Source organism: Algoriphagus algorifonticola, assembly GCF_007655305.1.
Classification (GTDB): Bacteria; Bacteroidota; Bacteroidia; order Cytophagales; family Cyclobacteriaceae; genus Algoriphagus; species Algoriphagus algorifonticola.
The window spans coordinates 24,579-39,322 of sequence record NZ_VLOG01000051.1; the positions used below are offsets into that span (position 1 = coordinate 24,579).

10 protein-coding genes are annotated in these 14,744 nt (G+C 40.4%); 6 read left to right on the forward strand and 4 right to left on the reverse strand.

What is annotated here, in order from left to right:
• Nucleotides 1-198 precede the first annotated feature (198 nt).
• Complete coding sequence (gcvP, locus tag FL972_RS13120) at nt 199-3,093, forward strand: aminomethyl-transferring glycine dehydrogenase (protein WP_144605915.1); 2,895 nt, start codon at nt 199-201, stop codon at nt 3,091-3,093.
• A gap of 50 nt (nt 3,094-3,143) precedes the next feature.
• Here gcvP and FL972_RS13125 read toward each other — a convergent pair whose 3' ends face one another.
• The 3 genes from FL972_RS13125 to FL972_RS13135 form a co-directional block, all read right to left on the reverse strand.
• Nucleotides 3,144-3,590 (reverse strand): hypothetical protein, encoded by a 447-nt coding sequence (locus FL972_RS13125; RefSeq protein WP_144605916.1) that lies wholly within the window; start codon nt 3,588-3,590, stop codon nt 3,144-3,146.
• Nucleotides 3,591-3,762: 172 nt separating this feature from the next.
• A complete protein-coding gene (locus FL972_RS13130; protein ID WP_144605917.1) occupies nt 3,763-6,162 on the reverse strand; it encodes a ribonucleoside-diphosphate reductase subunit alpha in 2,400 nt (799 codons plus the stop codon).
• Nucleotides 6,163-6,202: 40 nt separating this feature from the next.
• The gene (locus FL972_RS13135; RefSeq protein ID WP_144605918.1) at nt 6,203-7,180 is read right to left on the reverse strand and encodes a ribonucleoside-diphosphate reductase small subunit; all 978 of its coding nucleotides are present in this window, start codon (nt 7,178-7,180) and stop codon (nt 6,203-6,205) included.
• Between the two features lie 692 nt (nt 7,181-7,872).
• On the opposite strand from FL972_RS13135, the gene rplU reads away from it, so the two are divergent.
• From rplU to FL972_RS13150, 3 genes are all read left to right on the forward strand, one after another.
• Nucleotides 7,873-8,184 (forward strand): 50S ribosomal protein L21, encoded by a 312-nt coding sequence (gene rplU, locus FL972_RS13140; protein WP_091655458.1) that lies wholly within the window; start codon nt 7,873-7,875, stop codon nt 8,182-8,184.
• Nucleotides 8,185-8,218: 34 nt separating this feature from the next.
• Nucleotides 8,219-8,479 carry a 50S ribosomal protein L27 gene (rpmA, locus tag FL972_RS13145; protein ID WP_144605919.1) on the forward strand — a complete coding sequence of 87 codons (261 nt, stop codon included), beginning with the start codon at nt 8,219-8,221 and terminating at the stop codon, nt 8,477-8,479.
• Between the two features lie 154 nt (nt 8,480-8,633).
• Nucleotides 8,634-11,699 carry a VPS10 domain-containing protein gene (locus FL972_RS13150; protein WP_144605920.1) on the forward strand — a complete coding sequence of 1,022 codons (3,066 nt, stop codon included), beginning with the start codon at nt 8,634-8,636 and terminating at the stop codon, nt 11,697-11,699.
• A 51-nt stretch (nt 11,700-11,750) separates the two neighbouring features.
• Here FL972_RS13150 and FL972_RS13155 read toward each other — a convergent pair whose 3' ends face one another.
• Nucleotides 11,751-12,923 carry a baeRF7 domain-containing protein gene (locus FL972_RS13155; protein ID WP_144605921.1) on the reverse strand — a complete coding sequence of 391 codons (1,173 nt, stop codon included), beginning with the start codon at nt 12,921-12,923 and terminating at the stop codon, nt 11,751-11,753.
• A 108-nt stretch (nt 12,924-13,031) separates the two neighbouring features.
• Here FL972_RS13155 and FL972_RS13160 point away from each other — a divergent pair, with 108 nt between their 5' ends.
• Together FL972_RS13160 and FL972_RS13165 are read left to right on the forward strand one after the other, a co-directional pair.
• Entirely contained in the window at nt 13,032-13,337 is a 306-nt protein-coding gene (locus tag FL972_RS13160) for an HPF/RaiA family ribosome-associated protein (protein WP_144605922.1), read from the forward strand.
• Between the two features lie 351 nt (nt 13,338-13,688).
• Nucleotides 13,689-14,687, forward strand: coding sequence for an IS110 family RNA-guided transposase (locus FL972_RS13165; protein WP_144602881.1), 999 nt, complete (start codon nt 13,689-13,691; stop codon nt 14,685-14,687).
• The last annotated feature ends 57 nt before the right edge of the window (nt 14,688-14,744 follow it).

The following is a 14,744-nucleotide window of genomic DNA, read 5'->3' on the forward strand; positions in this document are numbered from 1 at the left end:
TTTGGATAAAATTTTATTTAGGCCCCTAAGCTATACAAAAATTTGAGCCTCCCACAAACTGTTTACAGGAAAGGAGTGTTGAGAGGGTGAATTTCTACTGGTTAAGAGAAGATTATCTGTTGATAAATATTACCTTTGCCGCCAGAAAGACAAAGTATTTCTAACCCAAATATTCATTACAGCTTCCATTCAATTCGTATGAAGATTAACCTTTCTAATGCTGTCAAGTTTGAGAGCAGACACAATGGCCCGACCGAGGCAGAGATCGCAGAGATGTTGGATAAAATCGGAGCCTCTTCCCTGGAGGAATTAATCAACCAAACTGTTCCAGAATCCATTCAATTGGAGAGACCTTTGGACCTTCCAAAAGCTCAGTTAGAGTCTGACTTTTTGAAGGATTTCAAAAGGCTGGCTTCCAAAAACAAAGTTTTCAAATCTTTCATCGGAATGGGCTATTATGATACCATTGTTCCTGGAGTGGTTTTGAGAAATGTTCTGGAAAATCCGGGTTGGTATACTGCTTACACTCCTTATCAAGCTGAGATTGCTCAGGGTAGGTTGGAAGCGCTCATCAATTTCCAAACAGTGGTTAGTGAATTGACCGGAATGGAATTGGCAAATGCTTCATTACTAGATGAAGGTACAGCTGCTGCTGAAGCCATGACTATGCTTCATTCTGTAAAGCCAAGAGAAAAGAAGAATGCGAATAAATTCTTTGTAGACGAGAAAATTTTCCCACAGACCAAGGCTCTTTTGGAAACTAGAGCAGAACCTGTAGGGATTGAGCTGGTGTTTGGGTCTATCGAGCAGATGGATGTGACTGATCCGGAATTATACGGGATCTTGTTCCAATATCCGGACGCGGATGGTGCTGTGAGAGATTATTCAGCGATAGTGGCTGCGGCAAAAGAAAACAAAGTTTTGACTGCTTTTGCATCAGACTTACTGGCCTTGACGCTATTAACACCTCCTGGAGAAATGGGAGCAGATGTTGTCGTAGGTTCTGCCCAGCGATTTGGAGTACCTATGGGTTATGGAGGTCCTCATGCTGGATTTTTCGCTACTAAAGAAGAGTTCAAAAGACAAATCCCTGGTAGAATCATCGGTGTTTCCATCGATAGAACTGGAAATAAAGCCTATAGAATGGCGCTCCAAACCAGAGAACAACATATAAAAAGAGAGAAAGCAACTTCCAATATTTGTACTGCTCAGGTATTATTGGCTGTAATGTCTTCCTTCTATGCAGTATATCATGGTCCTAAGGGATTGAAGGATATTGCTTTGAGAACACATGGTTTTGCAAAATTAACTGCTCAAGCTCTGAAGCAAGTTGGGCTTCAGGTAGGTGAGCAGACATTCTTCGACACCATTGAGGTGAAAATGAATGAGGTTTCCCGCGAAAGAGTGAGAGGCTTGGCTTTGGGCGAGAATATGAATTTCCGCTACGAGTCGGAGTCAATTTTCATCTCTTTTGATGAAACCAAGACTTTGGAAGATGTGAAGACCATCGTCAATATTTTTGCTACAGAAGAAGGTAAGCACACCTTAAACTTGGATGAGTTGGTAAGCAACTTGAGCTTGGAACTTCCAGAAGCTTTGAACAGAAAGTCAGCCTACCTAACCCATCCGGTATTCAATAGCTTCCATTCTGAGCATGAAATGCTTCGCTATATCAAGCGTTTGGAAGCAAAAGATCTTTCTTTGGTTCATTCCATGATTTCATTGGGCTCTTGTACCATGAAGTTGAATGCAACTGCAGAAATGATTCCTGTAACTTGGCCGGAATTCGGGCAGATTCACCCATTTGCTCCAATGGATCAAGCTTTAGGCTATCAGGAGTTATTTACCAATTTGAGAACCTGGTTAACAGAAATCACCGGATTTGCGGATACTTCTTTGCAACCTAATTCGGGTGCACAAGGAGAGTATGCAGGATTGATGGTGATCCGAGCTTATCACATAAGCCGTGGTGAAGGGCATAGAAATGTAGCCTTGATCCCAACCTCAGCTCATGGTACGAACCCAGCTTCTGCTGTAATGGCAGGGATGAAAGTAGTCTTGGTGAAGTGTGATGAAAAGGGAAATATTGATTTGGTTGACCTGAAGGAAAAGGCTGCAGCTCATGCAAATGACTTGTCAGCTTTGATGGTTACCTATCCTTCCACTCACGGAGTATTTGAAGAAGCGATTCAGGAAATATGTGCGACCATTCATGAATTTGGAGGTCAAGTGTACATGGATGGAGCGAATATGAATGCCCAAGTAGGCTTGACTTCTCCTGGCAGAATCGGAGCGGATGTTTGTCACTTAAACTTGCATAAGACCTTCTGTATTCCTCACGGTGGAGGTGGACCTGGAATGGGACCAATCTGTGTGGCAGCTCATTTGGCTCCGTTCCTTCCAGGAAATCCTTTGGTGAAAACTGGTGGTACTCAAGCCGTATCCTCTATCTCAGCCGCTCCTTATGGAAGTGCAAGCATTTTGCCAATTTCCTATGCCTACATTGCGATGATGGGAGGAGATGGACTGACTAATGCTACGAAGATGGCAATTCTAAATGCTAACTATATCAAAGAGCGATTGGAGGGGCATTATCCTATTCTGTATACAGGAACTAAGGGAAGAGCTGCTCACGAGATGATCATCGACTGCAGAAGCTTCAAAGAATTTGGCGTAGAAGTAGAAGATATTGCGAAGCGTTTGATGGACTATGGCTTCCATGCTCCTACTGTTTCATTTCCGGTAGCGGGTACCATGATGATTGAGCCAACTGAGTCTGAGACAAAGGCGGAATTGGACAGATTCTGTGATGCCTTGATTTCCATCAGAGAAGAAATCAGAGAAATCGAAAGGGGAGAATCAGACAAAGAGAATAACGTATTGAAGAATGCTCCGCATACTGCCAATATGGTATTGATTGGAGAATGGGATCTACCTTATTCAAGAGAAAAAGCTGTGTATCCTTTGGGTTATTTAAGAGACAATAAATTCTGGCCTACTGTCAGAAGAATTGATTCTGCCTACGGGGACAGAAACTTGATGTGTAGCTGTATTCCTGTAGAGGAATATGCTAATCAGGAGGAAATGGCGTAATTGGAATTAGATAAAAAAAGAGGTTAGTGGAAACGCTAACCTCTTTTCTTTTACCAAATTCCGAATTGGCCAAAATGGTGTTTGAAATGCTTATGATGAAATTTTTCCCATTCTTCAAACGTGAGGTAGCCAAATCGTGGATGTATGGACCTGAACTTTGGATTGTTTTCAAAAGCCTCCTCGTATTCCTGGACACTTTGCACCAATTTTTCTTTGGCAGTTTCCAAGTCTGGAAACCTTAAATCAGGCAATTCCCCATTTGAATTGGGTGCTCTGACTCCTTTGGGAAACTCTATATCCGTATAGATCAAGGCCTGTTTTTGCATCAGCTGTTTTTCATTCGGTTCAAATTCCGGGAGTTTGATTCTTCCACTGGAAAGCTTCATGGTAATAGTCATATGCTCCACCATATGCTGAGGAGTCATGATACCGAATTGGGCAGGAGTGTCAGTGTTTAGATTTTGGAGTTGTGATTTGATTTTTGACGAATTCAACATATTGTGGTTTTTGAGTTTTCGCTGAAAAGTAGATTTTTGGCATTAATTGAATCGCTCTCAATCTAATATTTTATTGTCAATTAATCTGTGAGTTGAAGGTTCTCAACGAAGAATTTATAAAAAAAAGCGTCTGAGATTCCCAGACGCTTTTCCAATTGACGAACTCTAAAATTTAACTTCCGCATGCCTCGCAATCATCGGGATTATCCAATGAGCATTGCACGGCTTCTTGTTTTGTCGATTTAGCAGCAGCTTCTTCAGCTTTTGCTTTTTCATCTTGCGGTTCAAAACCTGTTTTGTCCAATGTAAACTTGATTGCAGCAGCAGCAGCTTGAGATCTCAAGTAGTACATACCGGTCTTCAAACCTTTCTTCCAGGCATAGAAGTGCATGGAAGTCAGCTTACCAAAATTCGGATCTTGCAAGAAGACGTTCATGCTTTGAGACTGGCAGATGTAAGCTCCTCTGTCCGCTGCCATATCAATAATCACTTTTTGGGAAACTTCCCAAACGGTCTTGTAAATATCTTTTATATGCTGTGGAATTCCCGGTACATTTTGAACTGATCCATTGGTGGAAATCAATCGGTTTCTCATGGTATCATTCCAAAGGCCAAGCTTGATCAGGTCTTTCATCAAGTGCTTGTTTACCACGATGAACTCCCCTGATAGTGTTCTTCTAGTGTAAATATTGGAAGTGTATGGCTCGAAGCATTCATTATTTCCTAAGATTTGAGAGGTGGAGGCAGTTGGCATTGGCGCTACTAATAGGGAGTTTCTCAAACCATACTTCTTCACTTTCTCCTTCAATTCCATCCAGTTCCATCTGTTGGATTTTGGCGTTACTCCCCACATATCAAACTGAAGTTCTCCTTTGGATGCTGGTGATCCTTCGTAGGTTTCATAAGTACCTTGTACTTTGGCCAATTCCATGGAAGTTTCTACTGCTGCATAGTAGATAGTTTCGAAGATGTCCTCATTCAATCCTTTTGCTTCAGGTGAATCGAAAGGCATTCTCAACATGATGAAAGCATCCGCTAATCCTTGCACACCCAAACCAATTGGTCTATGTCTGAAGTTGGATCGCTTCGCTTCTTCTACCGGATAGTAGTTTACATCAATTACTTTATTGAGGTTTCGAGTAGCTACTTTGGTGATTTCATATAATTTCTGATGGTCGAAGAAAAGCTTTCCATCAGGTCCTTGTGTCACAAATTTAGGAAGTGCTAAAGAAGCAAGGTTACAAACAGCTACCTCATCCGGAGCAGTGTATTCTATAATCTCGGTACAAAGGTTGGAGGACTTGATAGTTCCCAAGTTCTTCTGATTGGACTTTCCATTTGCCGCATCTTTGTAGAGCATATATGGAGTTCCTGTTTCGATTTGAGATTCCAGCACTTCAAACCACAATTCCTGAGCTTTGATGGTTTCTCTTGCTTTTCCTTCACGCTCGTACTTTTCGTATAGCTTTTCAAATTCCTCGCCATGGCAATCGGAAAGACCTGGGCATTCATTAGGACAGAACAAAGACCAATTTTCGTTTTGTTCTACTCGCTTCATGAAAAGATCTGGAATCCAAAGTGCATAGAACAAGTCTCTGGCTCGCATTTCTTCTTTACCATGGTTTCTCTTTAGCTCCAAGAAGTCTTTGATATCAGCATGCCAAGGCTCTAGGTAGATGGCAAAAGATCCTTTTCTTTTTCCTCCTCCTTGATCCACGTATCTTGCGGTCATATCGAAGTTTCTTAACATCGGTACGATTCCGTTAGATACGCCATTGGTTCCTTTGATATAAGAACCTTTAGCTCTTACATGGTGGATAGAAAGACCAATACCTCCTGCAGATTGTGAGATCTTAGCACATTGCTTTAATGTATCATAAATTCCATCAATACTGTCATCCTTCATAGTCAGAAGGAAGCAAGAGGAAAGTTGCGGTTTTGGAGTTCCTGCGTTGAAGAGGGTAGGAGTCGCGTGAGTAAACCATTTTTCAGAAAGGAGATTGTAAGTTTCGATTACAGAATCCAAATCTTCTTTATGAATACCTACGGCTACCCGCATCAACATGTGCTGTGGACGCTCTACTACTTTTCCATCTAAACGGATCAAGTAGGATCTTTCTAAGGTTTTATAGCCGAAGTAATCGTATCCAAAGTCTCTTTTGTAATCAATCGCCGCATCCAACTTTGCCGCATTCTTTTTAATAATGCCATACACTTCCGGGTCAATCAATGCCGCATTCTCACCTGTGATCGGATTGACATAAGTGTAAAGTCTTTTCATGGTATTTGAAAAAGACTGACTGGTTGTTTTATGCAGATTAGAGATGGCAATCCGTGCAGCAAGTATCGCATAATCCGGATGCTTCACTGTCAATGAAGCGCAAACTTCTGCGGCTAGATTATCTAACTCAGAGGTAGTTACTCCATCATACAAACCATCAATTACCTTTTTGGCAACTTCTATAGGCTGTATAAATTTAGGATCCAGCTCATAGCACAGATTCTCTATTCGTGCTGTGATTTTGTCAAAGCGAACTGATTCGCGTCTTCCGTCTCTTTTTATTACTAGCATAGTTCAGGTGAGGTTAATGGTTGGGTAATGTGGTTTGAGGTTAAAAGTCTTCCCCTAAAGAGAAGCGCGCTGATTCTGTGGCATCATTGGACTTCATCACGCCGGCTTTTTGATAATCACCTACTCGCTTCTCAAAGAAGTTGGTTTTACCCTGAAGGGAGATCATGTCCATGAAATCAAATGGATTAGTACTGTTCCATACCTTATCGCATCCTAGTTCCATCAATAATCGGTCCGCAACGAATTCGATGTATTGACACATCAAATCTGCATTCATTCCTATCAATCTTACCGGAAGTGCATCGGTCACAAATTCCTTTTCGATGGCAACTGCGTCCATAATAATTTCTTTGACAGTTTCTTTTGGAAGCGGGTTTTGTACGTGTTGGGTATAAAGGTGACAAGCAAAGTCACAGTGAAGACCCTCGTCTCGTGAAATCAATTCATTAGAGAAAGTAAGCCCTGGCATCAATCCTCTTTTCTTCAGCCAGAAAATAGAACAGAATGAACCAGAGAAGAAGATTCCTTCTACAGCAGCAAAAGCAATGAGTCTTTCTTGGAAACTTCCATTATCAATCCATCTCAATGCCCAGTCGGCTTTCTTTTTAACGCAATCAATATGCTCAATCGCATTTAGTAATTTGTCTCGCTCTGCCGCGTCTTTGATATAGGTATCGATAAGCAAGCTGTAAGTTTCTGAGTGGATATTTTCCATGGCAATTTGAAATCCATAGAAAAACTTAGCTTCCGTATATTGTACTTCTGCCACAAAGTGCTCAGCCAGGTTTTCATTGACAATACCATCACTTGCCGCGAAAAAAGCCAAAACGTGAGAAATAAAGTGGCGCTCCCCGTCATTGAGGTTTTTCCAGTCTCTCATGTCTTGTCCTAAATCAATCTCCTCAGCCGTCCAGAAGCTGGCTTCTGCCTGTTTATAAAATTTCCAAATGTCTGCGTGTTGGATTGGGAATAAAACAAAGCGATTCTTATTCTCTTCTAAAATTGGTTCTGCTTGCATCGTTCTCTTTGGTTTATTTGATAATGTTCTAATAAAGTTAATTTCAGACAAATAGCTCTTCAGTAATCGTTGCCGGGGATAGAAAAGGCTGCCTTTTTAGAACAGCCTTTGAACAAATATGTGAACCAAAATCCAGAAATAAAACCCCCGAAGTCCTGAATTAGGGTGTTTTTTGAACAATAGTCAAAAACTATTTAAGTATCATAAAACCATTACCTTATATCTACTCGGATAAAGTAAAAGATAAGCTGAAATGAGCATTTTGAGGCGTTGAAACTTTTTTCAGTTTTTTTGAAAAAAATATTTTTAACAAAATTCAAGTGATTTTTGACCGATGTTCAATTTTATTCAATCGATTTAAAATAAAATAAACAGCTGAAAATCAGGTATGAGCAGCTATTTGAATTTTCTATCGAGAATCTTCTTGTCTTTTGAAATTGCTTGAGTCCAATGATTGCTTGCCCTATTTCTTAGTACTAATTATATTTACCTACCTTTGAATGTATTGATACAAATCTTGGCTTTTAAAGCTCCTGAAAAAAGAGATTACTGATAATTACTTTTTGCGCAGCTCTAAGTTGCTGAAAGGGCATTGCTTAAGGCCATAATAATTTTATGGAGCCATTTTTTTCTTCAAATACTCTTCCTTATATTTGCACTCCGATTTCGACAAAGAATCTAGAAAGAAACACATGTACGCAATTGTAAACATCGCAGGAAAGCAGTTCAAAGTAACAAAAGATCAGTTTGTTTATGCTCCAAAGCTAGACGCAGAAACTGGCGCTTCCGTGGAATTTGACCAAGTACTATTAGCAGAAGCTGATGGGAATGTGTCTGTTGGTGCACCTTTAATTAAGGGCGCTAAGGTATCTGGCAAGGTGCTGGATCATGTTAAAGGTGATAAAGTCATCGTCTTCAAAAAGAAGCGTAGAAAAGGCTACAAGAAGAAGAACGGTCACAGACAAGACTTCACCAAAGTATTGATTGAAAATATTACACTCTAAGTTTTCTATTAGAAAACCATAAACGAATCAGACCATGGCACACAAAAAAGGTGTAGGTAGTTCCAAAAACGGTAGAGAATCACATTCCAAAAGATTGGGTGTGAAGAAATTTGGAGGCGAGCAAGTTATCGCCGGTAACATTATTGTAAGACAAAGAGGTACCAAGCATCACCCTGGAAACAACGTAGGTGTTGGTAAAGATCATACCTTGTTTGCACTTTCTGACGGTGTTGTAACTTTCAAAAAGAAAGCAGACGGTAAGTCTTACGTAAGTGTTTTGCCAGCTGAGGCTTAATACCTACTAAAACGAAAATCAAAACCCTTTCCTCGGAAAGGGTTTTTTTGTTTCTAGCCAAAAAAGAATTCCGACCACTGATCAATTTTTTAGCAATAGAGTCAAAGACTTATCCTAATTTTTTAACTTCAAGAAACCACCAAATATTATCCTTATGAGAAATCGATTTTCATTGGGTTTATTGGGGATTTTGCTCTGTTTTATTTTTCAGGTAAACTCTTCCCATGCCCAAAATGTACCTAATCCTTCTGTTTACAAAGCACTCGAATGGAGGCTTGTTGGCCCATTTCGTGGAGGCAGGTCCGATGCAGTTACCGGAGTAGCTGGTTCTGACCATACTTACTATTTTGGTTCTACCGGCGGAGGTGTTTGGAAAACTGTTGACTCCGGGAATACCTGGAAGTCAGTTTCCGACGGCTTTTTCGGTGGTTCTATCGGTGCTGTTGCTGTTTCTGAAAGTGACACTAGTGTAGTGTATGCAGGAGGAGGAGAGAAAACGGTCCGTGGAAATGTTTCTTTTGGATACGGAGTCTGGAAAAGTAAGGATGCCGGCAAAAGCTGGGAAAGAGCAGGCTTGGATAAAAGCCGGTTTATTGCAAGACTAAGAATTCATCCCAGCAATCCTGATGTAGTTTATGCAGCAGTTTTGGGAGATTTATTTAAGCCTGATGCTACAAGGGGTGTTTACAAAACCACCAATGGAGGTGCTTCTTGGGAAAAAGTTCTTTTTGTTTCCGACGTGGCGGGTGCTGTTGATTTGATTTTAGACCCTAATAATCCTGATATCCTATATGCAACAACTTGGGAGATCAAGCGAACTCCTTATTCTTTGGAAAGTGGTGGGCCTGGATCAAAAATGTTTAAGTCCACAGATGGCGGTAAAAACTGGGAAGACCTTACATCCAAAGAAGGATTTCCTCAAGGAATTTTAGGAATTATGGGGGTAACCGTTTCTCCTTTGAACTCTAACAGGCTTTATGCCATCATTGAAAATGATAATGGAGGAGTGTATACTTCCACGGATGCAGGACAAACCTGGTCCAAAACCAATGAGGATAGGAGCTTAAGACAAAGAGCTTGGTATTATTCCCGAATTTATGCAGACACTCAAGACGAGGAAACAGTTTATGTTTTAAACGTAAACTATCACAAATCGACTGATGGCGGGAAAACTTTCAAAGGTTCCAATGCTCCACATGGAGATCATCATGATTTGTGGATAGATCCAAATAACAATCAGCGTATGATTATCGCCGATGACGGTGGAGCGCAAGTTTCCGAAGATGGCGGAGCTAACTGGTCCACTTATATGAATCAGCCGACTTCTCAATTCTACAGAGTGACCACAGACAATTCTTTTCCATACAGAATTTACGGTGCGCAGCAGGACAATTCAACTGTTAGAATCCGTCACAGAGTAGACGGAAGAGGAGGGATTACTGAAGATGACTGGGAGCCTACCGCAGGTGGAGAGTCTGGTTGGATCGCTCCGGACCCAAAGAATAATGACATTGTATATGGGGGTTCTTATGGGGGACTTTTGACCCGGGAGGATCATGAAAAAGGAATCAGCAGAACAGTCAATGTATGGCCTGATAATCCTATGGGACATGGAGCGGAAGACATGAAGTATAGATTTCAATGGAACTTCCCGATTTTCTTCTCACCGCATGATCCTAATATGCTTTACACGACCAGTAACCGCTTTCATAGATCCACTAATGAGGGACAAAGTTGGGAAGTGTTTTCGCCTGATTTGACCAGAAATGATGCGAGTAAATTAGGTTCATCCGGTGGTCCAATTACCAAAGACAATACTTCTGTAGAGTATTATGCCACTATTTTCACGGCTGCAGAGTCTCCTGTGAAGAAAGGGGTAATCTGGGCTGGTTCTGATGATGGATTGGTGCATGTGACTACAGATAATGGGGTGACCTGGGTGAATGTGACTCCTTCCGCCATGCCGGAATGGTTACAGATCAATAGTATTGAGGCGAGTCCATATGAAGCAGGTGAGGCTTATTTTGCAGCAACTGGTTATAAAAGTGGGAATTTTGAGCCTTACTTATATAAGACCAAGGATTATGGTAAAACCTGGACTAAAATTACCAAAGGGATAGATGCAGAGCATTTCACCCGGGTAATTCGCGCAGATCCTGTTAAGAAGGGAATGCTTTACGCAGGCACCGAGACTGGTATGTATTATTCAAAAGATGATGGGGCAAATTGGCATTCCTTGCAAATGAATCTTCCTATCGTTCCGATAACTGACTTGGCTATCAAGGATAATAATTTGATTGCTGCAACGCAGGGCCGTTCTTTCTGGATTATCGATGATCTAACTGTTTTGCATCAGGCAGAGCCAGGTATTGAGAATAAAAAGTTGCATCTATTCAAACCTCAGGATTCTTATAGAATAGATGGTGTAAAAAGGAAGTCTCCGACCATGGGGACCAACAGACCAGGAGGAGTTTTGGTGTATTATTTTATCAAAGAGGAGCCTAAACAAGAGCTTAAGATTGAGTTTTTGGATAATGGGAATAATGTTCTTAGAACCTTTTCTAGCAAAGGCTACCAGGGTGATACTTTAAAAGTGAAAGCGGGTAGCAATGAATTCAATTGGAATTTGAGAGTAGAAGATGCGGAAGGATTTGATGGTCTCATCATGTGGGCTGCTAATCTTCGAGGACCAAAGGTTGTTCCTGGTGATTATAAGGTAAGAGTTACCTTGGACGGGGAAAGACAGGAGCAAGGATTCAAAGTTTTGGCAGACCCTAGATATGAAACCACTCAGGCGGGATTGGAAAAACAGTTTGAGTTTCTCATGAATGTGAACCGCAAGCTGACAGAAACGCATCAGACTATTAAATTGATTCGTCAGTACAGAGCTGAACTGGATAGTATGGAAAACAAGCCAGCCAACCTGGAGCAAATCAAAGCTCAAATGCAGGAGATAGAAGAGACCTTGTACCAGACCAAAAACAGAAGCGGTCAAGATCCTCTAAACTATCCGATCAGGCTGAATAATAAATTGGCTCATTTAAATAGCGTGGTTGGAAATGGTGATTATCCTCCAACTGATCAATCTGTAGAAGTGAGAAAAGAATTAACTCAGCAAATTGATGTGCAACTTGCTAGATTCAAAAAATTGGAACAGGAGGAGATTTCGAAGATTCTGAATATTGAGGAGCTTCGAACCAAACTGGATATCAAAAAGTAATTCAATAAACCTTTAATGATGAAGCCCCGGAATTTTCCGGGGCTTATTTTTTTAACTCAGGGGATACCTAAGAATACCAGCCATGATATCATTTCCAGGGAGTGAGTCCGAGTTCATTAGAAAGACCTTACCTCCATTTTTGATGGTGTGGCTAATTGTCAAATCAATCAAACAGTGACTGTGCTTATCCCTTGATTCCCGATAATTTACCTGATGTTTATGGGTGTCGAATGTACCCCAAACATGCTCATGTTTTTCATCAACAAAAAGTGTGTCCAAGGCTCCTGAATGGGCAGCTTTAATCAATGCGGTTTTATCATTTTGAATGGATAAGCCCTCGCTTTTCTTTTCTTCGAAATCATTCATTCTTTTTCTTCTCTCAGAAGAAAAATAGTTTGAAGCTAATTGCCAGGATTTTTGATGAAGACTCATCACATCTTTTTCGGTGAAGGCTCCACTGACATGGCCATCTTGTAAATGATTGTATTTGCTAGCCTCGCGGAATAATGGAATCAAATAGTCAACTCCTGCGAGATAAAGAGGAAGTGGATTTTTATTGAGCAGAGGTTCCAGCATATTGGTCATACGGTGAAAATAGTTTAGGATTGTTGTTTTCTTCTCTTCATCCGATCCCCCATCATGTCCATGGTACATTGCTCCAGCGCTTCCTACGCCGCCTTGTCCCTGTAAATGACCTTGGTTTTCGGCTATTTCCTCTTCTACAGTAAATGAAACAGCAACTTCTTCTTCGTCTAAAATAATTTCCTGAATAACATCTCTTGTTGCTTCATATAGACGAATTCTATCCAAGTTTAGTAGCAATAAATAATAGTGACCATCATCATTGAGTTCTGGGGCTAATGGCATTGTAAAAGCTTTGGTTCCTACAAAATTCATAGATTCTACTCCTGGGATCGGAACTTGGAAATATTCCATTTCACCATCAGCTAGAAATACCGCTAATAGGTCCGAATTATGTTGCCAAAAATTAAAGTCTTCCAATAATTGAAAAGCGGGACGAAGAGTCTTCGAGATGCTTCTTTCATCCATACCCCAATTCTTTTCTAAATCTTTTTCGACTTGTGATAATTGATTTTTAAAACGTGTTTGGTCGTCTTTGTAAGCGTTTGTGCTTTTACGTGATGTAGGCACGTAAATAGAAATGAATGGCTCACTTTTGTTCTGAGTGAGTTCCAAGAATAAGTTTTTATCAAAAATTTTCATAATTGGTTATTTATTTTGATTTTTAAAAAGGATTTATACTAAAATTTCTACATATAATATAAAAAGAAATTCTTATATTATCAACTAAAACAACAATCAATTGTTTCCATGAATTACACAGAAAACTATAAAGCCATAAAAATAGACGTACAGGCAGTGGATTTTGATATTGACTCTTCTGTCCAGCAACTGATTAGGAACCAGATAGATAAGATCGGTCGTCACGCGTCCAAAATCAATGCAGTCGACATTTATTTTTCCACGGAAGGACATGGATCATCTGCTGTCAAAATCGTAGGAATGAGAGTGGGAATCCCTGGGCCGGATGTTTATGCGGAAGAGAAAGGGGATAACCTTTCACAGCTTTTAAAGTCTGTTGCAGATAAAAATATCAGACAGTTGGAAAAATTGTAACAGATAAAATCTAATCTGATTATCCGCAATCATGCCAGTTGCCATATTTTCTTTGTTTGACCGATTGGAAGACCGATGACCGAAGACCCAGCCACGGCCTTTAGGTTTGCAAAGTAGAATTATTTGAGAAAATCAGAGCTAATATCTTTACGATTATTAAGTGACTCAGATATTGAATAAATTGAAAAAGAATGGGGTGAACTTTCGCCACGGCTAGGCTAGCGACCTCTTGCCAGTATCAGTCCCCATTCTTAGTTGAGTTGCCAGTAACCAGTTAGAATTTTAGGCTTTAGGCCTGTTAAAGGTTTTAGTTTCCGCAACTCTCATTTGTTAAACTTCAATGTCTAAATTATGAAATTCAAATCAATTATTGGAGTCGATGTAAGTAAATCTACACTTGATGCTTATCTGAAGATCAACCAATGCCACGCAGTCTTTGAAAATAATGAGAAAGGTTACCAGGAGCTGGTGGAATGGGTAATGGAAAACTCTGGGTTAATACTCGCAGAAGAACTGCTTTTCGGATTTGAATCCACTGGGATTTATTCTTCAGAACTTGCTTTGTTTCTTGAAAAGCACTCCCTACCATTTTATATCATCTCAGGACTTGAATTAAAGCGATCCTTGGGAATAAGAAGAGGTAAGTCAGACAAGGCAGACTCTAAAGACATAGCTGAATATCTTTATGAAAAGCAGGAGAAGATTATCCCCACTGTTCCTCCCAAAAAGGTCATCCAGGATCTCAAAAAGCTGTTTAATTACAGAGAGCGACTTGTAAAAGACAGAGCAGCTTACATCACCCGTATCAAAGAATATGAAGCTGTAGTTTCAGAAAACAAATTAAAAGTCTATCAAAAATCCAATACCGAAGTAATCGCTTGTTTAGATAAACAGATCGAAACCGTAGAGAAAGAAATAGACAAACTTTTACGCAAAGATGAACTGTTAATGAACCAATATAAGCTGATTAACTCTATCAAGGGCATAGGCCCACAGACAGCTGTTGCACTTATCGTCTTAACAGAAGGGTTTACCCTATTCGATAGCTGGAGAAAGTTTGCCAGTTATGCAGGAACAGCACCGTTTCCCAACCAGTCAGGTACATCCTATCGAGGGAGAACCAAAACCAGTCCGCTGGCGAATAAGAGAATTAAAACACTGCTGACATTATGTGCAGGCACAGCCATCCAATACAGCACTGAGATGAAGACCTATTACAAGAGAAGAACCGGTGAAGGGAAAAGCAAAATGAGCACACTTAATATTATCAGAAATAAACTTATTGCAAGGGCTTTTGCTGTTGTCAACCGAAATTCCAGCTATGTAGACATATTAAAATATGCCGCATGAAAAAAAACTGAAAATCTTCTTGCTTAAACCTTAGAATACTGGCAGGCGAAGCTTCCG